Origin of the sequence: Streptosporangium sp. 'caverna', from assembly GCF_003203775.1 — a bacterium.
Taxonomy (GTDB): domain Bacteria; phylum Actinomycetota; class Actinomycetes; order Streptosporangiales; family Streptosporangiaceae; genus Streptosporangium; species Streptosporangium subroseum.
Genome location: NZ_CP029711.1, coordinates 6,126,536 through 6,146,613 on the forward strand (window position 1 = coordinate 6,126,536; position 20,078 = coordinate 6,146,613).

The 20,078-nt window shown below is 70.7% G+C and carries 22 protein-coding genes; 3 read left to right on the forward strand and 19 right to left on the reverse strand.

The annotated features are described in order from the left end of the window. Nucleotides 1-212: 212 nt before the first annotated feature. The 6 genes from DKM19_RS26885 to DKM19_RS26910 all read right to left on the reverse strand — a co-directional run bounded on the left by DKM19_RS26885 (nucleotide 213) and on the right by DKM19_RS26910 (nucleotide 5,556). The gene (locus tag DKM19_RS26885) at nucleotides 213-1,385 is read right to left on the reverse strand and encodes a cytochrome P450 (RefSeq protein WP_110699256.1); all 1,173 of its coding nucleotides are present in this window, start codon (nucleotides 1,383-1,385) and stop codon (nucleotides 213-215) included. 327 nt (nucleotides 1,386-1,712) lie between these two features. Beyond that, nucleotides 1,713-2,942 (reverse strand): Dyp-type peroxidase, encoded by a 1,230-nt coding sequence (locus DKM19_RS26890; protein ID WP_110699258.1) that lies wholly within the window; start codon nucleotides 2,940-2,942, stop codon nucleotides 1,713-1,715. Then, on the reverse strand, nucleotides 2,942-3,514 hold the full coding sequence (locus DKM19_RS26895) for a copper chaperone PCu(A)C (protein ID WP_239513610.1): 573 nt from the start codon (nucleotides 3,512-3,514) through the stop codon (nucleotides 2,942-2,944). Before DKM19_RS26895 ends, DKM19_RS26890 begins: the two co-directional genes overlap by 1 nt. Nucleotides 3,515-3,718: 204 nt before the next feature. Beyond that, nucleotides 3,719-4,291, reverse strand: coding sequence for an MFS transporter (locus tag DKM19_RS26900; RefSeq protein ID WP_110699262.1), 573 nt, complete (start codon nucleotides 4,289-4,291; stop codon nucleotides 3,719-3,721). Next, entirely contained in the window at nucleotides 4,288-4,869 is a 582-nt protein-coding gene (locus tag DKM19_RS26905; protein WP_162641795.1) for a copper resistance CopC family protein, read from the reverse strand. The genes DKM19_RS26900 and DKM19_RS26905 overlap by 4 nt, the downstream gene beginning before the upstream one ends. A gap of 129 nt (nucleotides 4,870-4,998) precedes the next feature. Continuing rightward, the gene (locus DKM19_RS26910; RefSeq protein ID WP_110699266.1) at nucleotides 4,999-5,556 is read right to left on the reverse strand and encodes a hypothetical protein; all 558 of its coding nucleotides are present in this window, start codon (nucleotides 5,554-5,556) and stop codon (nucleotides 4,999-5,001) included. Between the two features lie 321 nt (nucleotides 5,557-5,877). On the opposite strand from DKM19_RS26910, the gene DKM19_RS26915 reads away from it, so the two are divergent. Then, nucleotides 5,878-6,396: a hypothetical protein gene (locus tag DKM19_RS26915; RefSeq protein ID WP_110699268.1), complete on the forward strand. Its 519-nt coding sequence runs from the start codon at nucleotides 5,878-5,880 to the stop codon at nucleotides 6,394-6,396. A 326-nt stretch (nucleotides 6,397-6,722) separates the two neighbouring features. Next, entirely contained in the window at nucleotides 6,723-7,319 is a 597-nt protein-coding gene (locus DKM19_RS26920; RefSeq protein WP_162641797.1) for a hypothetical protein, read from the forward strand. Nucleotides 7,320-7,411: 92 nt separating this feature from the next. Here the strand turns inward: DKM19_RS26920 and DKM19_RS26925 are convergent, their stop codons facing one another. The 4 genes from DKM19_RS26925 to DKM19_RS26940 form a co-directional block, all read right to left on the reverse strand. Beyond that, nucleotides 7,412-8,110 carry a GNAT family N-acetyltransferase gene (locus tag DKM19_RS26925; protein WP_110699272.1) on the reverse strand — a complete coding sequence of 233 codons (699 nt, stop codon included), beginning with the start codon at nucleotides 8,108-8,110 and terminating at the stop codon, nucleotides 7,412-7,414. A 239-nt stretch (nucleotides 8,111-8,349) separates the two neighbouring features. Further along, complete coding sequence (locus DKM19_RS26930) at nucleotides 8,350-9,099, reverse strand: iron-sulfur cluster assembly protein (protein WP_204358250.1); 750 nt, start codon at nucleotides 9,097-9,099, stop codon at nucleotides 8,350-8,352. Continuing rightward, the gene (locus DKM19_RS26935; protein WP_110699274.1) at nucleotides 9,096-10,136 is read right to left on the reverse strand and encodes an amidohydrolase family protein; all 1,041 of its coding nucleotides are present in this window, start codon (nucleotides 10,134-10,136) and stop codon (nucleotides 9,096-9,098) included. Before DKM19_RS26935 ends, DKM19_RS26930 begins: the two co-directional genes overlap by 4 nt. Before the next feature lies 1 nt (nucleotide 10,137). Further along, nucleotides 10,138-11,172 (reverse strand): NAD(P)-dependent alcohol dehydrogenase, encoded by a 1,035-nt coding sequence (locus DKM19_RS26940; RefSeq protein WP_110706003.1) that lies wholly within the window; start codon nucleotides 11,170-11,172, stop codon nucleotides 10,138-10,140. A 369-nt stretch (nucleotides 11,173-11,541) separates the two neighbouring features. On the opposite strand from DKM19_RS26940, the gene DKM19_RS51000 reads away from it, so the two are divergent. Then, nucleotides 11,542-11,946: a PASTA domain-containing protein gene (locus DKM19_RS51000; RefSeq protein WP_204358251.1), complete on the forward strand. Its 405-nt coding sequence runs from the start codon at nucleotides 11,542-11,544 to the stop codon at nucleotides 11,944-11,946. 148 nt (nucleotides 11,947-12,094) lie between these two features. Here the strand turns inward: DKM19_RS51000 and DKM19_RS26950 are convergent, their stop codons facing one another. The 9 genes from DKM19_RS26950 to DKM19_RS26985 form a co-directional block, all read right to left on the reverse strand. Continuing rightward, entirely contained in the window at nucleotides 12,095-12,556 is a 462-nt protein-coding gene (locus DKM19_RS26950) for a cupin domain-containing protein (RefSeq protein ID WP_110699276.1), read from the reverse strand. After that, nucleotides 12,556-13,077 carry a flavin reductase family protein gene (locus DKM19_RS26955; RefSeq protein ID WP_110699278.1) on the reverse strand — a complete coding sequence of 174 codons (522 nt, stop codon included), beginning with the start codon at nucleotides 13,075-13,077 and terminating at the stop codon, nucleotides 12,556-12,558. The genes DKM19_RS26950 and DKM19_RS26955 overlap by 1 nt, the downstream gene beginning before the upstream one ends. Before the next feature lie 160 nt (nucleotides 13,078-13,237). Next, on the reverse strand, nucleotides 13,238-14,329 hold the full coding sequence (locus DKM19_RS26960; protein WP_110699280.1) for an LLM class flavin-dependent oxidoreductase: 1,092 nt from the start codon (nucleotides 14,327-14,329) through the stop codon (nucleotides 13,238-13,240). Between the two features lie 11 nt (nucleotides 14,330-14,340). Continuing rightward, nucleotides 14,341-14,499 (reverse strand): hypothetical protein, encoded by a 159-nt coding sequence (locus tag DKM19_RS49805; protein ID WP_162641798.1) that lies wholly within the window; start codon nucleotides 14,497-14,499, stop codon nucleotides 14,341-14,343. After that, the gene (locus DKM19_RS26965) at nucleotides 14,475-15,476 is read right to left on the reverse strand and encodes an ABC transporter ATP-binding protein (protein ID WP_110699282.1); all 1,002 of its coding nucleotides are present in this window, start codon (nucleotides 15,474-15,476) and stop codon (nucleotides 14,475-14,477) included. Before DKM19_RS26965 ends, DKM19_RS49805 begins: the two co-directional genes overlap by 25 nt. After that, the gene (locus DKM19_RS26970) at nucleotides 15,473-16,624 is read right to left on the reverse strand and encodes an ABC transporter ATP-binding protein (protein WP_204358252.1); all 1,152 of its coding nucleotides are present in this window, start codon (nucleotides 16,622-16,624) and stop codon (nucleotides 15,473-15,475) included. Before DKM19_RS26970 ends, DKM19_RS26965 begins: the two co-directional genes overlap by 4 nt. Continuing rightward, nucleotides 16,614-17,459, reverse strand: coding sequence for an ABC transporter permease (locus DKM19_RS26975; RefSeq protein WP_110699284.1), 846 nt, complete (start codon nucleotides 17,457-17,459; stop codon nucleotides 16,614-16,616). Before DKM19_RS26975 ends, DKM19_RS26970 begins: the two co-directional genes overlap by 11 nt. Continuing rightward, nucleotides 17,456-18,457: an ABC transporter permease gene (locus tag DKM19_RS26980; RefSeq protein WP_110699286.1), complete on the reverse strand. Its 1,002-nt coding sequence runs from the start codon at nucleotides 18,455-18,457 to the stop codon at nucleotides 17,456-17,458. The genes DKM19_RS26975 and DKM19_RS26980 overlap by 4 nt, the downstream gene beginning before the upstream one ends. Next, nucleotides 18,454-19,986: an ABC transporter substrate-binding protein gene (locus tag DKM19_RS26985; RefSeq protein WP_110699288.1), complete on the reverse strand. Its 1,533-nt coding sequence runs from the start codon at nucleotides 19,984-19,986 to the stop codon at nucleotides 18,454-18,456. Before DKM19_RS26985 ends, DKM19_RS26980 begins: the two co-directional genes overlap by 4 nt. Between the last annotated feature and the right edge of the window lie 92 nt (nucleotides 19,987-20,078).

Consider the following 20,078-nt stretch of genomic DNA (forward strand, 5'->3'; position numbering starts at 1 on the left):
CCGGGCGGCCCGCCCAGAATGCGGTTCATGAAGTCCCGCTCCGCCGCGGCCAAGGGCCTCTGACCCCATGACCGCGGCTCCCGGCCTTCCTCATACGGTGGTCCGGCCGGACGACCGGGCGTCTCCCCCATGTTCAACCGGGTGAAAACCGTTCGATCATGAGGGATCGATCCTCCGTGCCGCCCCCTTTCGCGGGCGGGTCCCGGAGCTCGTCACCAGGCGACGGGCAGGGCGTCGACCCCGTAGACGATCGAGATCTTCCGGAACGGGATCTCCTCGAACGGCACGGCCAGGCGCAGCTCCGGGAAACGCCGCAGCAGCGCCGGCAGCGCGATGCGCAGCTCCATCTGGGCCAGAGGCGCACCGACGCAGCGGTGGATGCCGTGCCCGAAGGCCAGATGGGAGGCCGCCTCACGGCCGGGGACGACGGTGTCCATGTCGGGGCCGAGCGCCGGGTCGCGGTTGGCGCCGGTCAGGGAGCACAGCACCATCTCGCCCTTGGCGATCGGCTGCCCGGCCAGAACAAGATCCTCACGGGCGAAACGCGGGAAGGCGACCTGCACGACCGTCAGGTAGCGCAGCAGTTCCTCCACCACCTCCTCGACCTGGTCGCCGTCGCGGACCAGGGCGAGATGCTCGGGGTTGCGCAGGAGCCACAGGACGCCCAGCGCGAGCATGCTCGTGCTGGTGTCGTGCCCGCCGGTGAGCAGGCCGTCGGCGAGACCGGCCAGCTCCCGGTCGCCGACCTGGTCGCCGTGCTCGCGCAGCAGCATGCCGAGCAGTCCTTCGCCCGGGTCCTTGCGCTCGCGGGCGACCAGCTCCGTCAGGTAGGACATCGAGTCGTTGACCGCCTGCAACGAGGCCTCGGGCCCCGCCGACAGGTCGAACCGGTCGGTGCTCAGGCGCAGGAAGTCGGCACGGTCGGCGTGCGGCACGCCCAGCAGCTCGCAGACCACCAGCGAGGGGATGGGCAGCGCGAAGGAGGGCACCAGGTCGGCGGACGAACCTGATCTCTCCATCGCGTCGAGATGCTCGGCCACGATGGCCTCGATGCGGGGCTCCATCCTGCGCAGCCGCCGCATGGTGAACTCCGGCGTGAGCAGCCTGCGCAGCCGGGTGTGCTCCGGCGGGTCGCGAAAGCCGAGGCCGCCGGGGTCCTCCTGCGCGGACCCGACGGCCGTCACGTTGCCGAAGTCGTTGCTGAACCTGCCGGTGTCGCCGAGTACGGAACGTACGTCGTCGTAACGGGTGGCCAGCCATACCGTGGATCCGCCGGGCATGTGCAGCGGGCAGACGGGTTGTTCGTCGCGGATACGGCCGAGCTCGGCCACCGGGTCCAGGCCGTCACGCATGAACTGCATGAGCGGGAATTCTGTCTCTGACATCGGATCAGATCCTCATTGTCGCAGGAGGGAGGTTTTGTCATGCCAGGCGGCGGCGTGGATCCGCGCGGATCTCGGGCCGGCGTGAGGGGCGATCGCCTGGGGCGTCAGCCGTACGGTGTGCGAACCCCTGCTTTCCAGGGGTGCTGGTGGTTCCAGCCCGGCTTGTGGGTGTTCCTGGCGTCCGGGGCTCCGTGGAAGAGGAGCCCCGGACGGTGGAGGGCAACGGTCACGGCGGTTGCCGCGGCCGACGATCTGCGGTTGACCCTCCGGGATCCGGACGCGGCCGGTGAGAGCCGTGTGGGCGCCCCGGGTGAGAGGTCGGGCCTGTCAGGACAGCAGGGTCTCCCCGATCCATCCGCTGGGTGAGCATCCGGGTGGGATGGCGAACACGGCGGAGCCGATGGGTGTCGTCCACTGGTTGAGGAGGTCGGCTTCGGCCAGGCGTTTCTGGATGGGGAGGAACTGCCGGGTGATGTCGGCCTGGTAGGAGGCGAACAGGAGCCCGGAGTCGGCGTGTCCTTCGGGGGTGAGGCCTTCGTCGTAGTTGTAGACCCGGCGCAGGATGCGCAGACCCGGGTCCTGGACGTGGGCCCGGCGGATGTGGGCCTGTTCGGAGATGACGGGGAAGCCGGCCGGGGTGAGCCGGTCGAAGTCGGGTTCGTCGTGCTCCTTCCGGCCGGTGAGCGGGGCGCCGGTGTCCAGGCGGCGGCCTATGGTGAACTCCCTGGCGACCCGGTCGGCGGCGTCCCAGGTCTCCAGCTCCGCGCGGATACGCCGCAGGACCAGGGTCGTGCCGCCGCGGAGCCAGCCGGGGCCCTCGCTCACCCATACGGCCCGGTCGAAGTCGGGGGTGCCGGGCTGGGGGTTGACGGTTCCGTCGAGCTGGCCCATGAGGTTGCGCTGGGTCAGAGCGGGGGCCTGGGTCTGCGGGCTGTGCCGGAAACCCCGCTGCGTCCAGCGTGCCCGGGTGAAGGATCGGGCGTCCTTGATGATCATTCGTAGGGCGTGGGTGAGAGCGAGGGCGTCGTCGGCGCAGATCTGCAGCAGCAGGTCCGCGCCGGTCCACTCCTTCCTGAGCTTGTCGATCGTGAATGCCGGAAGGGGCGCGATCGACGCGGGGCGCCGATCCCGCACCCCGGCCGCCTCGAAAAGCCCTGGACCGAAGCCGAAGGTGACGGTCAGCCGGGAGGGCAGCACCGCCAGCTCCGGCTCGGTGTCGGCCAGCGCGGGCCGGCCCCCGGTCAGCCGCCGGGCGTCGTCGGTGAGCAGCTGCATCATCCGCACCACCGCCTCCCGATCGGTGCCCGGGAGCAGGTCGAGGCCGACGAAGACCGCGTGGGCCTGCGGCGGCGTCGCGATACCCGCCTGGTGGAGGCCGTGGAAGGGCTCCACCGCCAGGCCGCCGGCGACATCCGACGCGATCCCGGCGGGAGCCGTCCCGGAAACGGAACGGCCTGAGAAGACGGCCTGCTCGGGGGCGCACGCGGCGAGGGCGCCGACCGCGGTGGCGGCGCCCCCCGCGAGCAGTCCCCTGCGGGTCAGCTGGGGTTCTCGCATCAGCCGTCACCCATGCCGGGCTGGTAGTCCTCCTTGGCGCCGGCGAAATCCTTGCCGACCGCGGTGAACGCCACCTTCCCGCCGTCGGCGAGGGTGAGGGTGAAGGGGATCCGGGCTCCCGGCTTCACCTCTTCGGTGACGCCCATCAGCATGATGTGGTCGCCACCGGGCTGGAGCCGGTACGTGCCGCGGGCCGGGATGACAAAACCGCCTTCCTTGGGGCGCATGACCATCTTGCCGCCGGAGTCCGCGATCTCGTGCAGCTCGATCATCGGTGACAGAGGAGAGGTCGCGGAGACGACCGTCACGGCGGCTCCGGTGCTGTTGACCAGGGTGCCGAAGGCGGTGGTCATGCCCTTCTTGACGGTCTTCACCCACGGATCGGTGATCGTCAGCCCGGAGGCCGTCGCCGAAGGGGTGTCCGCCACGAGTTCCGGGCTTTCCAGGGCGGCCGCGGGTGCGGGGCCTTCCAGCGCGGCCGACGACGTGGTCGTGTTCTGGGAACCGCATCCGCTGAGCGCCGTCACGGCCGCGAGCAGGATTCCGGCAGGGGCAACACGAGGAGAAAGCACGTTGATGCCTTTCTTCTGGTCTTCTGGTCTTCTGGCTGGCGCCGGCAGGCCGCGGCCGAATACCGCCTCGATATGGCCGTGCCGGACGGACAGCCCGGGATTGTCACGCAGGTTCGATCCACCGAGCGGCCGGATGACGGCTCGGTCCATGCCCGCGCGTGCGGGCTCGGGAGCGAAGTGATGTCCCCCCGGCGACCTGGACGGTCAGCCGGAGGTGAAGGTGACGGACCGGGGAGGACCACGCCGGCTTACGGCGTGACGCAGGATCGCCGGACGGAGGATCTCCGGCTCGGCCGTGCATGGTGTGAGGAAAGAGGCGTACGCGGGATCGGCGTGCACGATGAGCACGAGGCGGAGCCGTACGCCGAGACGCCGCAGCATCGCCCAGAGAGCCGCCTCCCCGCGCGCCAGCCACAGGGAGGTCAGCCCGACGGCCCAGCCGTGCGTCACCAGCATGCCCAGGCCGGGCAGCAGCGCCGAGTGCGCGTGCCCGGCCATCTCAACGGGGGACGCGGCGTGTGCGAAGGAGAAAAGCAGGTGCAGTGCGACCTGCAGAGCGACAAGAACCGGCAGGATCACGGCCGTCGTGCGTTCGCGTCCCGACACGGCCAGGGCCGCCAGGAACGCCAGCGCCAGCCCGCCGGCCGCGCTCGACGCGGAGACCGAGCTTCCCGCGAGGACGTGTGCCGTCACGCTCAACCCGAGGCAGACCGCGGAGAAAGCGGCGGCGCGGGCGAGGCGGAACGTCAGGCCTGCCGGCGTGGCCGGGGGAATCACTCCGCGCTTCCGGACCGGTCCGGGCGGGAGGTCCGGAGCCAGACGCCCGCGCCGATTATCAGGATTACGGCAAGGGCGACCCACACCCAGCTCGAAAGGCCCTGGGCACTCTTCTGGTCACCGGCGGAGACCGGGCTGGGCAAGGTCTGCCCGGACGTCGACGCGGCGGCGGGCGGCGCGGAACTCGCGGCGGACGACGACGCCGAGCCGGTCACGGTGAAGGGGATCTCCCCTTCGATCGGGTGCCCGTCGGAGGAGACCACCCGCCAGGCGATCACATATTTGCCCTGGGGCAGCTTTTCCGGAACCTCGGAGGTGACCTTGGGCCCGGCAGCATGTGCTTTGCCGATGGCCACGGGCCTGCCCCCCGCCCCGCGCAGGACGATTGTGGGAAACAGGACGTGGGCGCTGAACTCCAGCTTGATCTGCCCGACGGTTGAGACCTCGGCGTCCCTGGCCGGGGAGCTGCTCTTCAGGCTGTCGTGGGCGAGCGCGGCGGGCGCGGCGAGCATGAGGAACAATCCGCAGCAGAGCGTCGCCAGAACCGTCCTGCGAATGAATCGTGGCACATATGCCATCACGGGCTCCAAAGGAAACTCCCGGTCCACGCCGTCGTCGCGGATCGGCAAAGCCTGGAGGACGCGCTTCGGCGGAGGAAGGAAGCGCCTGGTCACGGGGCACCCCGGCCGCCGGACCTTCCAAGTCCCTCAGCCGGCGTGTCGTGCCGGGGGCGGACCACGCCGCCGCAGCACGGGGAGGATCTCCCAGCCGCCGTACGGCCGGACGTCGGCGGCCGGTACGGCCTGCCACGCGGGCGGCGTCACCTCGGGGGCACCGGCGAGGAGCCGCCGGATCACCGGCCTCCGCCCGCCGTACAGACGGATCATGAGCCAGAGCGCGCTCTCGCCGCGATACAGCCACCATCCCGTGCCCAGCGCCACCACAAGGTGGATCGCCGCCATCCCCAGGCCGGGGTGAGCGTGATCGGCGGAGACCGTCATGTGCGGCGCGGGCGCGGCCCGGCTGAACAGCTCGTGCAACAGCACCTGGGAACCGATGGTCGCGGCGAGCACGACTTCCACGCCACGCTCACGTCCGTTGAGCGCGTACGCCACGCCGAAGGCGATCATCGCGCCGAGAACGGCCAGATGTGGCGGGAGCGGCCCCCCACCGGCCAGGGCGTGGCCGCCCGCGGAGACCACGATGCACAACGTCGCGAAGACGATGGCTCGTGGCACGCGCAGTGCCGACGCCGCAGAGGTCACAGCCGCCATCCTGCCAGTCGGGTGGCCCACCTGGAAAACCGGGATCGGGACCCGCGCTCAGGCACGCCGACGCGGATCTCCGAACGAATGGGCTCCATGCCCGGGGATCCACGAGGGATCCGGAGGGCTGCGCCGGCGTTCGAGGGGCCGGGTAAACCACATCTCCGCCTGTCGTCGGGATCATTACCGATGATCAATGAACGGAATCGTTTCGCGCGGGAAAATCCGCGCGGTTCAGACCTGGTCGCATAATCCGGAATCGCTCATTCGAGTTCATTAAGCAAGGTTGCCCATTTCGCAACCAGCCGTTTCAATGAGGTCATGGAGCTGCGCGCAGACCCGGTCTATCGACTGGGCTACGCCGTCATGGGATTGTTTCCGATCCTCCTGGCTCTTTGGTGCATACAAATAGCGCTTGACGTCGAGCTCCCTTTTCGATCAGCGGACTTTCGGAACCCTCCGCCGGAGCGTCTCCTGCCCGCCGCCCTCATCGGCGCGCCCCTGCTGGCTCTCGGTTTCCTCCTCGTGGCACGGGCCTGGTCAATAGGAGTCACCTGCACCGACGAGGTCATCGAGATAAGCGGCCGTCTCTGGACCCGCAACATCCCGACCAGCAGGGTCACCGGTATTCATCGCGGCTTCCTCGGAGGGGTCTCCCTCCGCTGGAAAGATCGGAAGGGGCAGTCGCGCCTGACCCGTGTCTCCGCGTTCTCCGCCCTCTCCTTCAGCGGGGAGGCGGCCCTTTTCGCGGAGCACAACACGCGGTGCGTCGACGCCCTGGAAAACTGGATCGATCAGCACACCTCGCCCCCGGATTCCCGGCCTCCTCGATATCGGTAGAGGGCGTCCGAGTGGTGGGCAGCGACTCGTGACGTCGTCGGGAAATGGGCGCAGTGGCTCGTTGTGCTCCTGATCTGGGGTGTGGGCCTGAACGCCGCCGGCGCGGCGTGGCTGAAGCGGGAAAGCCGCTTGGCACCGGCTCCGGCCTCCTCGGCTTCGCCGTCACCGCAGGACAGCAACGATGACAGCACTCCGAATGGGATGCATGCGACGCACGAGACCTGAGCCGGGAACGGGGGTGACGGCCTCCGACCGGTGACTCCCCGCCTGATGGGCCGGTGCCGGCGCGGCTACGGCGGCCTGCCCGCATGGGCGAGGATGGCTGCATGAAATGGACCCGCGCCGTACATCATGTGGAGTCGCTGGCGCAGGAGTGCGCCGAGATGGCCACCCGGCCATCCTCGATCTTCCCGTTGCGGGTGACCCAGATGTGGGCGGTCGCAGACCTCCTCGGTCCGCCGCGTGACCTGGAGACCGTGACGGTCGCCCTGTGCGTCGACCTTCCGGCCGACGAGGTCCCCTGGTGGAGCGAACCGCCCGGCGCGCAGCACTGGGCGAACGCCACCCGCCTGGCCAAGAACCCGGTGCTGGTCTGGTGGAGATCCGCACACGTGCCGGTCTGGAACCACCGCATCGATCGGCCGGCCCTGGTCTGGGACGACGCGGGCGGGGTGCGGGAGGAAACGCTGGCCGCCCTGCGCGACGGGCGCGGCGAGACCGTCCGCTCGGCCGCCCCCGCCGACGATCTGCTGTCGGCGCGGGTGCACGAGGAACTGGCGGTCAGCCTGCGCGCCCTCCGCGCGTGCACGCGGACGTACGAGAAACGGCGCTGGAGCCCGGGGAAGCTCGAACCGGTCGCGGACGCGCTGTGGCGAGCCGGCGACGGTTACCTCGACGTCCTCGACGCGGTGAACCGCACGTAGCCTTCCCCTGCCGGACGCCCGGATCCGGATGCGGCCGCCTCGGCTATGTCACCGGTTGGGCGTCTCGGTAGACACACGCACGGCGGGAAACGTCACCGGTTGGGGACCTCGGCAGGCACCCGTGCGGCGAGAAAGGTCGCGGAGCGGCGGAGCCGGAACCCCAAGGACTCGTACAACTTGATCGCGTTCGTGTTGTCGGCCGCGGCGTGCAGGAAGGGCGTCTCCCCGCGCTCCCGGATACCGGCGGCGACGGCATGCACCAGCCGGGTCGCCAGCCCCTGACCGCGGAAGGCCTCGTCGGTGCAGATGGCGCTGATCTCCGTCCAGCCCGGCGGGTGCAGCCGTTCGCCGGCCATCGCGACCAGCGCGCCGTCGCGGCGGATACCGAGGTAGACGCCCAGTTCGATCGTACGGGGCAGGAACGGGCCCGGTTTGGTGCGCTCGACGAGATCGAGCATCTCGGGCACGTCCTTCTCCTCCAGCCGGACGGCCTCGTCGTCCGGCGCGGCGGCGATACCGTCGTCGACCAGTTGGACACCGGCCAGGCGCATCACCACCTCCCAGTCGTCCGGCGGCGGGACCGCCACGCCGGCGAGCGGAACCAACGCCCCCGGACCGGCCAGCGCGGCGATGTCGTTCCAGTCGGCGGCGTCGGGCTCCAGCGGCAGCGCGACGAACGGCGAGACGTCGACCGGGTAGCGCAGCACGTTGCCGCGCCGTTCGGCGAAGTGGGCGTGGGGCCCCGTCAAGGACGACCACGCGGGGTTGTCCAGAGGATGCGGCTCGCTCACCGGGCCACCTCGATGACGAACGCCTCCGCCTCCGGGCCGCCGTACCGGGTGAACGCGTACGCCTTGGGCATCCGATCCTCCATATGCCTGCTATTCCTACATGAATAGGAGAAATAATCGCATCGCGCCGCCCTTTATTCCTCCGTTCTCCCTCTTGGCGCCGCGCGGCTCGACGCGGCCATGCCGCCCGCCGTCCGATTGCCGGGCCTGAGGTCATGGGCGCTCACGACGACCGCGCCTCACGGACCTCCCTCTCCCCGATCGGCAGCCGATTCGGGGTAGCGCGTGCGCAGCAGCCCGCGGCAGAGGTCGGCGTTGCCCTCGATGCCGACCCGCACGGCGCGGGCGAAGCGCAGCCGTGGCACGGCCTGCTCGGCGGGGATCGGCTCCCCGCGCTCGTCGAGAAGCAGCGGCGACCCCGGCGAGCAGTCCAGCCCGAGTTCGGCCCGGCGGCGAAGCAGCCGGGCCAGCTCCGGGGACTCCGGGGCGTCGCCCAGCCGTAGCCGCACGGGTTTCCGGCCCTCGGCGGCCAGCCGGGTGCACAGCCGGTCGAGGCTCGCCAGATAGGCCTTGCGCCGGAACGTCAGGCGCAGTCCGTCGAGTTCTTCGCACGCCTCGCCGGGAAAGGACCCGGCGAACCCCGCGGCCTCGGCCACACCCGCGTTGATCTCGTCGGACGCGAAGTGGTCCTCCAGCAGGATCTCCGCCGCGACCACGCCCGGGACCGCTCGCACCGCGTCACGGGCGTCGGCGACCATGAGGTAGGCGAAGTTCGGCGCGCAGAAGTAGGTCGGCAGCCGGAGCCGTACCGACACGCGCCCTTCGCGGACCTCGGCCTCCCTGACGAACCCGAGCTCGGTGATCGGCTCGTCCAGCTCCGGATCCCGCACGGTCGCCAACGCGTCCCATATCCCGTCGCGGCCGGGAAGCGGCACGCTCGTGCCGTCGCCTTCGACGACCCCGTCGCGGTCGGGAGACGACACGCTCACGCCGGCGCCTTCGGCCCGGATCCGACGGGCTCGCCGCTTCCCACATGGGCGTCCGCGACCTCCAGCCCGGGCGGCACCGGGATGTCGTAGAGCCGGGCGACGTTGAGACCCAGGATCTTCTTCTTCACCTCGGTGGTGATCTCGCCGTACTCCCCGCGCATGTCCTCCGGGATCTGGAAGTCCACGAACCGTTCGATGAGCCACTTGGGCGTCCAGATCGCGTAGTCGCTGGCGAAGGTGAGCCGGTTCTCGTCGAGCCAGTACAGCAGCTCGCCGAGGATCTGGGCGAAGTAGCGCGGCCTGGTGTGGATGAACGGCAACACGACCGCGAGCCCGGCGTAGACGTTGGGCTCCTGCGTGGCGATCCAGCAGAAGTCCTCCAGCCTGGGCAGCCCGCAGTGCTCGACGACAAACGTCAGCTCCGGGAACGCGGTCGCGACCTCGTCCACATCGGCCACGTCGAACGCGTCCCGGTTGAGCGGGTAGATCGTCGGCCCCTTGTGGACGTGGATGTTGCGGATCCCGAGCTCATGGCATTTTTCGAGGTACCGGTAGGACCACGGGTCGGACAGTTTCCAGCCCTTCGACGCGCCCTTCCACTCGGCGGTGTAGAGCTTGACGCCTTTGAGGCTCCAGCGTTCGGCCAGCGCCTCGAGCCTGTCGAGCCCCTCCTCGCCGTCGCGCGGATCCCACGACCCGTTCACGATGAACCTGTCCGGGTGTTTCTCCGCGAGCGCCCCGTTCTGCTCGGTGGTGTTGAAACCGTTCACGTAGAAGTCGGTGAGGTAGGTCGGTTGGAAGATCGCCTTGTCCACGTAGCCGACCTCGAACAGGTCGTGCAGGACCCGTTCCTCGCTCTGCCGCCAGAAATCCTCCAGCGACCAGACCTCCGACTCCGGCGAGAGATTGCGGTGGTAGTCGTAGAAGCAGTTGATGAAGCCCTCGCCGTAGCGATTGGCCTGGTTCGACGGTCTGGCGTCCCAGAAATGGATGTGCCCGTCGACGATGAAGTACTTCTGACCGTCCTTTTCGTACATCTCAACTCCTTGACGGTACGAGGATTCCGCGGCCCCGCAGGCGACCGCTCTCCAGGTCGTCCATGGCGTCGTTGACGGCTTCCAGCGGATACGTCTTGGTGTGCAGGCTGACCTTCCCCTGCGCGGTGAGGGCCATCAGCTCGTCCAGGTCGTTGTAGGAACCGATGAGGTTGCCGATCACGTTGATCTCGCTGGAGATGACGTCGATGGTGGGGATCTCGATGCGGCCGCCGTAGCCGATCACGAAGTACGAGCCCGCGCGGCGCAGCATCCTCACGCCCTCGGCTTCGGCGCCCCCTTCACCGACGAAGTCCAGCACCACGTGCGCGCCCTCCCCGCCGGTGAGGTCGGCGACCGCGTCGACCTGCCCGCCGTCGGCCTGAACGGTGTGCGTGGCGCCCAGCTCCCTGGAGAGTTCGAGCGCGTCCGGTGACCGGTCGACGACGATGATCTCGGCGGTCACCATCGCGGCCAGGCACTGCACGCCGATGTGGCCCAGCCCACCGGCGCCGATCACCACGACCCGCGTGCCCGGATAGAGCAGCGGCACCGCCTTGCGCACCGCGTGGTAGGCGGTGAGGCCCGCGTCGGCCAGTGCGGCGACGTCCACGGGCCGCAGGGAGGGATCCAGCTTGACCACGGTCCGGGCGTTGGTGAGCAGCAGCTCGGCCATGCCTCCGTCGGCGTCGATACCGGGAAGCTTCGAGTTGGCGCAGTGCACGTCGTCGCCCGCGCGGCACGCCCGGCACAGTCCGCAGGTGGCGACCGGGTGCAGGATGACCGCGTCACCGGGCTCGACGTTCGTCACGGCCGAGCCGACCTCCCGTACCCAGCCGGCGTTCTCGTGCCCGATCGTGTATGGCAGGGTCACCCCGGACTTCTCGGCCCACTGGCCTTCGACGATGTGCAGGTCCGTACGGCACAGGCCGGCCCCGCCGATCTCGACCAGCACGTCCAGCGGCTCGCCGACCTTGGGGTCCGGGACATCCTCGACGACCGGACGTTTGTTGTACTCATGTACTCGTACGGCTTTCATCGTCACTCCCCGGCCGCCGAAGGTTGTCATTCGATCGTTGGTACGGTCACCGGCGGCGGTCAAGGCTGAGATTTCACACAGCTGGATATTTGCCTGATATTTCACATAGCTCGAATTTCCGGGTGATTCCCGGACCGATTCACCACGCGGCTCCGGTAATCCTCGACGGACCGATTCCCGGCCCGCCGGTGTCAACGCCGGGTTCCGCGGCACGACCGCCCGGGGTCATCGGGAGGGGAGACCGGCATTGGCCGACCGGCCAGGACCTTGGAAGTGACAGGGTGAACAACGGAGAGTTACTTTAGATAAACGCAGAGCGATCGGGGTACGTCTCCTGTCCGTCCGTTCCCTTACCCCGGGAGATCTTTGATGCAGGTCAGCCGCCTACTCTCCGCCCTCTCCGTCACCGTGTTCAGCGCCGTGCTCATCGGATGCGGGGGCGGCGCGGACGCCGCCGCCCCGGCCGCGACCGTCCTCGCGCCCCCGGCCGCCGCCACGGCCGCGAATGACAACACGGCGAAATCCTCGAAGGTCGCCGAGCCCGATCCGGAGATGAAGACGCTGCCCAACGTGGTCGGCCTGAATCTGCAGGACGGGCAGAACGCCATGCAGACCGCGGGCTTCTCCCTCCTGGACGACAAGGACGCCACCGGCCAGAACCGGTTCCAGATCCTTGACCGCAACTGGGTGATCACCGAGCAGGATCCGGCCGCCGGCCAGGAGGCCTCTACCGACACGAAGGTCACCCTGTACGCCAAGAAGTACGGCGAGTAGGGCGAGGGGCCGTGCGGAGGCGGCACCTGCCGCCTCCGGCCCGGTCCGGGGACTTCGGGTCCCCGCACCGCGACGCCCGGACCGGGCCGGTCCGGGGTCCTCACCCCCGTCGGTCACCGCGATGTCAGAACGGGCCGATCTGGGATCTTCACTGCGACGTCAGGACCGGGCCGTTCCAGGTCAGCTCGTCGAGGTTGACCACGATGGCGTCCTGGGTGCTGCGGGCGATCACCACGATCGCCTCCAGGTCGGGGTCGGGGTTCTCCTCGCGATGCGGAACGTAGGGCGGCACGAAGATGTAGTCGCCCGGCTTGGTGTCGATGCGCACCTCCACGGGTTCTTCCCCCTCGATGTCGACGAAGACGAACGACGGGGTGCCGCTGACCACGTAGATGGCGGTCTCGGACTCGCCGTGGTGATGGTTGGCCGAGGCGGTGGCCGGGGCGACGTGGGTCTGGCCCATCCACAGGCGGCTGGATCCGACGGTCTTGCCGCTGATCGCCGCGCGGCGGTGCATGCCACCGGTCTGGGCGGTCTCCGAGGTGAGCCCGCCGGGCGCGATGTGGTGCAGTCGCCGGTGGAACGGGTCCTCGGGAATGGTGATCGGCATCAGGATCTCCTGGTCTCGTTGGAGGGGTGCGGCGCGAGCACACCGAAGTCTCCATCGTGGTACAGCAGCGGGGGGTGGGCCGAGTCGACGTGGCCCTCCACGACCCGGCCGACGATCAGCCGGTGGTCTCCCGCGATGAACCGCTCCTGGATACGGCAGAGCATCCACGCGGCCGTGCCGTACAGCAGCGGCTCTCCCGTAGGGAGGGATTCCCAGCGTTCCCGGTCGCCGAACCTGTCCGCCCCCTTCCGGGCGAACAGCTCGGCCACGTCCCGCTGGCCGCCCGCGAGGATGTGGACGACGAACCCGTCCGCGTCGCGGATCGCCGGCCAGCTCGACGAGCCGACCGAGATGCCGAACGACAGCAGCGGCGGATCGAGCGACATCGAGGTCAGCGAGGTCGCGGTGAATCCGACGGGCCCCGGGGCCGTGATGACGGCGACCCCGGCGGCGTGCCTGCGGAAGGCGGCCAGGAAGACGTCGCGCGGCCGTTCGCCGCCGTCGATCGTCTCGGCGCTCATCGGCCGCCCTCCTCTGCGCGACGTGCGGCCCACGGCGGCGTGCCCGCGACATCGCCGAACGGGGGCGAGGGATCGAGGCCGGCCGGGTGGGGGGTGAGCCTGACCTGCCCGCCTCCGGGGGTGACGTGGCAGGCGCCCCGGCGCGACGTGGTGGGTGTGTTCACGCGCCGACGCTCGCGGGTTCGCGCCGGACAGCGCCCTGCCGGAGCAGCGGGACCAGCTCCTCGCCCCACTGCACGACGTCGTCCACGGGCTCGAAGCCGCGGATGAGGAAGGTCGTGACGCCGAGGTCGCGATACTTCAGCAGTGCCTCCGCGACCTGCTCGGCGGTGCCGACCACGGCCGTGGAGTTGCCGCCGGGGCCGGTCAGGTTGGTCACGCCGTACCAGAGCCGCTCATCGTGCACCTCCTGGCCGGCCCCCTGCTCCTGGAGCCTGGCGGCCCCGACGGAGGTGGACTCGCCGCGGCCCTTGCCCCAGCTCCACGCGCCGCCGCCGACCCGCTCGGCGGTCGCCGCCCTGATCCGCTCGGCCCGTTCCCACGCCTCGGCCTCGGTGGCGGCGACGATGGGGCGGGTGGACAGGCTGAAGGTGATGTCCCGCCCGTGCCTGGCCGCCTCCGCCCGGACCTGCTCGATGCGCTCGGCGGTCTGGGCCAGCGGCTCGCCCCAGAGCATGTAGACGTCGGCCTGCTCGCCGCCGACCTGGACGGCCACCGGGGAGGCTCCGCCGAAGTAGAGCGGGATATCGGCCCTGACCGAGCTGTAGGCGCCCTCGAACCGGTAGAACTCGCCCTCGTGGTCGAAGGGTTCCGCCGAGGTGAGCGTACGGCGCAGCACGGCCATGAACTCGCCCGTGCGCCGGTAGCGGGCGTCGTGGTCGAGGAAGTCGCCGTCGCGGCGCTGGTCGGCCTCGTCGCCACCGGTGATGTGGTGGATGGCGACCCTGCCTCCGCCGGTGAGCTGGTCCAGGGTGGCGAGCTTCCTGGCCACCAGCGTCGGGGTCACGAAGCCGGGGCGGTGCGCGATCAGCACGCTCAGCCGCTCGGTCGCGTTCAGGACCGAGGCGGCGACGGCGAACCCGTCGGGCGAGGACGCGCCGTAACCGATCAGCACCCGGTCGAACCCCGCCTCCTCGTGGGCGCGGGCGAACCTGGTCAGGTAGGGCGGATCGATGGGCGGGCCGTCGAGGAAGGACCCGTGGGTCTCGGAGAACTCCTTGGTGCCTACCATGCCGAGAATCTCGATGGACATGTGAATGCTCCCTAGCGCAGAACGGATCGGGGGACGAGGTTGTCGTAGGCGGCGGGACGGGGCGGGTCGAAACGGACCCCGGCGGGCTTACGCATGGGGTCGGGCCGGACGAATCGCCCGTGGGCGATCCGGCTCTCCCGGGTGCTCACGAGACCGACGAACTCGACCATGGCCGGGCTCCTTCCGTCGTGGGGTCGATGCCGGCCTGTCCGGGCCAGGTGCCGGTGTGGTGGCAGGCGGCCGTGCGTCCGTCCCGGACGACCGGCAGGGGCACGACCGAGCAGGCCTCGGTGGCGAACGGGCAGCGATGGGCGAAGACGCACCCGTCCGTGGCACCGGTCGAGACCGCCCGGAGCCGGTGGAGGGGGTGGCGGGCGGTGCCGGTGACGCGGGGGGCGGAGGCCACCAGCAGGGCGGTGTAGGGGTGGCGGGGGTCGTCGAAGACCTCGCCGATGGGCCCCTCCTCGACGATCCGGCCCCGGTAGAGGACCGCGACCCGGTCGGCGACGCCCGCCAGGGAGCTGAGGTCGTGGGAGATGACGACCACGCCGACGCCGAGCCGGTCGCGCAGGTCGTCCAGGAGGCGCAGGATGTGGTTGCGGTTGGAGGCGTCCAGCGCGCTGACCGGCTCGTCGCAGATCAGCAGCGACGGCTCGCACACGATCGCGCGGGCGATCGAGACGCGCTGACGCTGCCCGCCGGAGATCTGGCCGGGTGTCCTGCCCAGGAGTTCCGGATCCAGGCCGACGAGCTCCAGCGCCGCCCGCACCTTCTCCGCGCGCTCCGCCGGGGGGACCCCCCGCACGGCCAGGCCCTCGCCGATGACGGTCTCCACGTCGTGGTCGGGGTCGAGCGAGCGCAGCGGGTCCTGGAAGACGAACCGCACCGTGCCCGTACGGCGATGCGCCCGCAGCGCCTTCCCGCCGAGCGAGGAGATCTCGGTCCCCTCCACCTCCACGGAGCCCGTGTCCGGACGGATGAGTCCGACGACGGTCCTGGCCAGGGTCGTCTTTCCCGAGCCGGTCTCCCCCACGATCCCGACGATCTCCCCGGCCCGGACCGTGAGGTCGACCTCCCGCAGGATCGGCACGGCGGGCCTGCCGAGCGACACGCTCACGCCCCGTACGGCCAGCAGCGGCGCGCTCATCGGACCGCCCTCCGCGCCTCGGCGCCGACGGCCACCGCGTCACGCCCCGCCGTACCGGACGACGGGCCGGCCGCGCCGTTCGAGGGAGCGTCGGTGAGGAAGACGTCCTCGGGCCGGGCCCCTCCGGAGGCGTCCTCGGGCCGGATCCCTCCGGCCGTCCCCGCTCGGAGGCAACGGACCTCGCGGCCGTCGGGGTGGACGCCGAGGGGAATCGGGGCCGACGAGCAGGCGTCGACGGCGAGGGCGCAGCGGGCGGCGAAGCGGCAGCCCGGCAGGTCCGCGCCGGCGGGTGGCGGCTGGCCGGGGATGACCTCCAGGGTGCGCCGGCCCCAGTCGCCGACCGAGGCGACCCGGAGCAGGGCCTCGGTGTAGGGGTGCCGGGGGTTGGCCAGCACCTCCTCGGTGGGGCCCGACTCGACGATCTCACCGCCGTAGAAGACGACGATCCGGTCGCACAGGGCCGCGATCACGGCCAGGTCGTGGGAGACGCACACGATCGACAGGCCGCGCTCGGCGCGGAGGCGGGCGAGGAGTTCGAGAACCTCGGCCTGCACGGTCACGTCGAGCGCGGTGGTCGCCTCGTCGGCGATCAGCAGCTCGGGGTCGCAGGAGACCGCGACGGCGATCAGGACGCGCTGCAGCATGCCGCCCGACAGCTCGTGCGGATACTGGCCGTAGACCCGGGCCGGGTCGTTCAGGCCCATGGCGGTGAGCAGCTCGACGGCGCGTTCACGGGCCTCGCGCCGCCCGAGTCCGAGCTTGACCCGGAGCACCTCGGAGAGCTGGCCGCCGACCGGCAGCGACGGGTTCAGGTAGGAGGCGGGGTCCTGGAAGACCGCGCCGATCCTGCGGCCCCGGATCGCGAGCCACTCCCGGCGGTTCGCCCGGTTCAGGTCGTGGCCGCCGAATTCGATCTCCCCGGAACTCACCGCGCATCCGGGGGCCAGCGCGCCGAGGACCGCGCGGCAGGTCAGGGTCTTGCCGCTGCCCGACTCGCCGACCAGGCCGACGGCCTCCCCGGGCGCCACCTCGAAGGAGACCCCTCGGACGGCCTCCGCCCGGCCTGCCGAGACGGTCACGCGCAGGTCGCGCACGCTCAGCAGCGCTTCCGGTGCTTCCGGTGCTTCGGCCGGTGCTTCAGCGAACATGGAGCTCCTCGCTCTCGGTGTGGAGGCCTGTCGTGTCGCGGACGGCGTCGGCGAGCGCGTTGAGCGCGCCCACGGTGATCATGATCACGAGGGCGGGCGCGAGCGGGGCCAGCGGCCTCTGGTGGAGGTATCCCAGGTCGCTGGCCAGCATCCCGCCCCAGGTGGGGGCCGGGGGTTCGACGCCGATGCCGAGGAAGGAGAGGGAGGAGACGACCAGCAGGGCCGCCGCGGACGCGCCGGCCGCGGTCACCGCGATCGTGGGCAGCACCTTGCCCGCGATGTGGGTGCGCAGGATCCGGGATCGGGACGCGCCCAGCAGTTCGGCCGCCTCGACGTACTGGGCTCGGGTGAAGCTCAGCGCCGCCGTACGGGTGACCCGGTAGAACACCGGCGCGAGCAGCAGGCCGATGGCGGCCATCGCCTGGTGCAGGCCGTTGCCGACGATCCCGGCCACGGCGATGGCGAAGATGACAAACGGCAGCGTGAGCAGCGCGTCCGCCACCCGCGCCGTCGCCCACTCGAAGCCCCTGCCGAAGAAGATCGAGGCGAGACCGGGGACCGCGCCCAGGACCAGCCCGACGGCGACCGCCTCGACCGCGCCGGCGATCGACAGGCCGGCGCCCGCGAGGAGACGGCTGAGCACGTCGCGGCCGAGGTAGTCGGTGCCGAGCAGGTGCTCGCCCGACGGCCCCAGCAGGCGGAGCCGCGGGTTCTGCGCGATCGGGTCGTAGGGGGCGAGCCAGCCGCCGAACACGGCGATCAGGAGCACGACGGCGAGGATTCCCAGGGACAGCTTGACCGAGGGCAGCCGCCACGCGCGGGAGAAGGAGGTCATCGCGCACCTCGCAGCCTGGCGACGACCCCGTTGACCACGAGGTTGGAGACGAGCACCAGCGCGATGGTGGCCAGCAGCGCGCCCTGGACCACCGGGACGTCGTGCTTGAGCGCCGCCTCACCGGTCAGCCGGCCCAGGCCCGGCAGGGCGAACACGGCCTCGGTCACCACCGCTCCGCCGATCAGGCGGGGGATGTGCACCCCGAGTACGGTGATCGCCGGACCGGCGGCGTTGCGCAGCGCGTGCCGCAGCAGCACCCGCCTGGCGGGGAGCCCGCGGACCACCGCCCCGGTCACGTAGTTCTCCCGCAGCGCGGCCACCAGGCCGGTGCGCAGCTGCCTGGCCAGGTCGGCGGCGGTGTCGAGGCTGAGCGCGACCGCCGGGAGGGTGATCAGCCGCAGCCACTGGACGGGGTCCTCGCCGGGCGGCACGTATCCGCCGGACGGGAACACCGGAACGATCACGGCGAACACCACGATCAGCCCGATGCCGGCGACGAACGCGGGGAGAGTGGAGGCGAGCGCGCAGACGGCGGTCACGATCCGGTCGAACCTGCCGCCGTTGCTCACCGCCGCGCCGATGCCCGCCGTACCGCCGGCCAGGACCGCGATGAGCACGGCCAGGCCGGTGATCGACAGGTCCACGGGGAGGCGCTCGGCGATGCTCTCGGCGACCGGGATCTGGGTGAACCAGGAGCGGCCCAGGTCGCCGGTGAGCGCGTGGCCCAGCCAGGTGACGTACTGCTCCAGGAACGGGCGGTCGAGCCCGAACTCGTGGCTCATCCTGGCGATGTCCGCCGGAGTGGCGGTCTCTCCGAGTACGGCGGCCGCCGGGTTGGCGTCGCCGAGCGCGCCCAGCCCGTAGGTGATGAAGGTGGAGGCGAGCGCGACCACCGCCAGGGCGGCGGCCCCTCCCGCCCATCCCCGCCACCGGCGGGGACCGCGGGTCACCAGGACGGGGGCTCCCAGGGCCGGGGCGCGCGTCTGCAGCGACGTCATGGGGTCGCCACCTTGACGCCGTCGAAGCGCTGCACGGCGAAGTTCGTCGGCAGCGCGCTCACCTTGGGGTTGCGGGCGAAGATCCGGGGTGTGCTGAACAGCCAGACGTTGGGCAGCTCCCTGACGCCGATGGCGGTCGCCTCCTGGATCGCCTTGGCGTAACCGGGGTCGTCCAGCGGCGTGGTGCGGATCTTGTCGAACTGCTCCAGCAGGGCCTTGGGCGTGTTGCGGCCGGGGTTCATCAGGCCCTCGGGCCCGTAGACGACGCCGAGCGCCTGCAGCGGCGACTCGCGGCCGACGAATCCGTCGGGGGCGAGGGCCACGTTGTGCCGGACGTAAACGAGCTGGGTGTGCTGCGCCGGGGCGATGAGCTTGATCGTGGCCCTGATCCCGGCGGCCTTGAGCTGCTCCTGCACCTGCTCGGGCAGTCCCTCGGGCTCCGAGGTGGTCAGCGGGATGTCGATGCCGCCGGGGAAGCCCGCCTCGGCGAGGAGTCGTCTGGCCTTGGCGGGGTCGTAGGGGTAGAGGTTCTCCAGCTCGGGGTTGTAGCCGGCGTGACCCTTGGGGAACGGCTGGACGTTGACCTCGCCCACCCCGAAGCCGGTGGTCTCGAGCAGGGCCTTCCTGTCCACCGCGTACTTCAGGGCCTCGGTCACCTTGGGGTTGTCGAACGGGGGGATCTTGTTGTTCACGTCGAGGACCCGGACGGTGAGCGACGGGATGAGGTCGACCTCCAGCCCGGCCGCCTTGGCCGCGTCGATCTGGGCGGCGGGCAGCAGCGCCACGTCGAACTGGCCGGACTGGAGCCCGGCGACCACCGTGGCGGGCTCGGAGATCGTCTTCAGCTCGAACTTGGCCAGGTGGATGCCGGCGACGTCGTAGTAGGACGGGTTGCGGTCCAGGTTGGCGTGCGACCCCGGCACGAGCTGGGTGAGCGTGAACGGCCCGGCGCCGGCGGGTTTGGTGCTGACGGCCTTGGCGTCCGCCTCGAAGGCCCGGGGATTGACGACCATGCCGGTCTTGCCGGCGAACAGGTTGGGGATCTGGTAGTCGGAGCGGTCGAGCAGGACCTCGAACTCGGTGGGCGAGACGACCCTGACGTCCGTCACGCCGTGGAGCTGCGAGGCGATCAGCGAGTCCTTCTGGTCCCGGCCGCGCAGGATGCTCTTGCGCACGGCGGCGGCGTCCAGCGGGGAGCCGTCGGAGAAGGTCAGCCCGGCCCTGAGGGTGAAGGTGACGCTCTTGCCGCCGTCACCGTACTTCCAGCCGCTCGCCAGGCCCGCGACGGCGCCGCCCTTGTCGTCCAGGCGCGTGATGGCGGCGTAGACCAGGGAGAGAGCGTTGACGTCGTTACCGGCGCTGGAGGTGACCGGATCCCACGTTGTGGGAAGAGTCCATCCCCATCTGAGGGTCCCTCCCTCGCTCCGATCTCCGGAGGTGGCCGACTGAGTGCCGCCACCGCAGGCGGTCAGCGCGAGAACAACCGATAGAAGCAGGGCCAGTGGTCGCAGAAGCCGACGGACAGACATGACGGGGTCCTCTCACGGGAACGAGTTAGATCCCACATGGCAAGATCTTCATTCCACATAGTAGTAATCCCCTAAAAACCCGTCAAGAGTGT

Excerpts from the sequence above, each read along its gene's own strand:
- DKM19_RS26885 (WP_110699256.1), bottom strand. The coding sequence starts at position 1,385 with ATGTCAGAGACAGAATTCCCGCTCATGCAGTTCATGCGTGACGGCCTG.
- DKM19_RS26890 (WP_110699258.1), bottom strand. The coding sequence starts at position 2,942 with ATGCGAGAACCCCAGCTGACCCGCAGGGGACTGCTCGCGGGGGGCGCC.
- DKM19_RS26905 (WP_162641795.1), bottom strand. The coding sequence starts at position 4,869 with ATGGCATATGTGCCACGATTCATTCGCAGGACGGTTCTGGCGACGCTC.
- DKM19_RS26915 (WP_110699268.1), top strand. The coding sequence starts at position 5,878 with ATGGAGCTGCGCGCAGACCCGGTCTATCGACTGGGCTACGCCGTCATG.
- DKM19_RS26920 (WP_162641797.1), top strand. The coding sequence starts at position 6,723 with ATGAAATGGACCCGCGCCGTACATCATGTGGAGTCGCTGGCGCAGGAG.
- DKM19_RS26935 (WP_110699274.1), bottom strand. The coding sequence starts at position 10,136 with ATGTACGAAAAGGACGGTCAGAAGTACTTCATCGTCGACGGGCACATC.
- DKM19_RS26940 (WP_110706003.1), bottom strand. The coding sequence starts at position 11,172 with ATGAAAGCCGTACGAGTACATGAGTACAACAAACGTCCGGTCGTCGAG.
- DKM19_RS51000 (WP_204358251.1), top strand. The coding sequence starts at position 11,542 with ATGCAGGTCAGCCGCCTACTCTCCGCCCTCTCCGTCACCGTGTTCAGC.
- DKM19_RS26950 (WP_110699276.1), bottom strand. The coding sequence starts at position 12,556 with ATGCCGATCACCATTCCCGAGGACCCGTTCCACCGGCGACTGCACCAC.
- DKM19_RS26955 (WP_110699278.1), bottom strand. The coding sequence starts at position 13,077 with ATGAGCGCCGAGACGATCGACGGCGGCGAACGGCCGCGCGACGTCTTC.
- DKM19_RS26960 (WP_110699280.1), bottom strand. The coding sequence starts at position 14,329 with ATGTCCATCGAGATTCTCGGCATGGTAGGCACCAAGGAGTTCTCCGAG.
- DKM19_RS49805 (WP_162641798.1), bottom strand. The coding sequence starts at position 14,499 with ATGGTCGAGTTCGTCGGTCTCGTGAGCACCCGGGAGAGCCGGATCGCC.
- DKM19_RS26965 (WP_110699282.1), bottom strand. The coding sequence starts at position 15,476 with ATGAGCGCGCCGCTGCTGGCCGTACGGGGCGTGAGCGTGTCGCTCGGC.
- DKM19_RS26970 (WP_204358252.1), bottom strand. The coding sequence starts at position 16,624 with ATGTTCGCTGAAGCACCGGCCGAAGCACCGGAAGCACCGGAAGCGCTG.
- DKM19_RS26975 (WP_110699284.1), bottom strand. The coding sequence starts at position 17,459 with ATGACCTCCTTCTCCCGCGCGTGGCGGCTGCCCTCGGTCAAGCTGTCC.
- DKM19_RS26980 (WP_110699286.1), bottom strand. The coding sequence starts at position 18,457 with ATGACGTCGCTGCAGACGCGCGCCCCGGCCCTGGGAGCCCCCGTCCTG.
- DKM19_RS26985 (WP_110699288.1), bottom strand. The coding sequence starts at position 19,986 with ATGTCTGTCCGTCGGCTTCTGCGACCACTGGCCCTGCTTCTATCGGTT.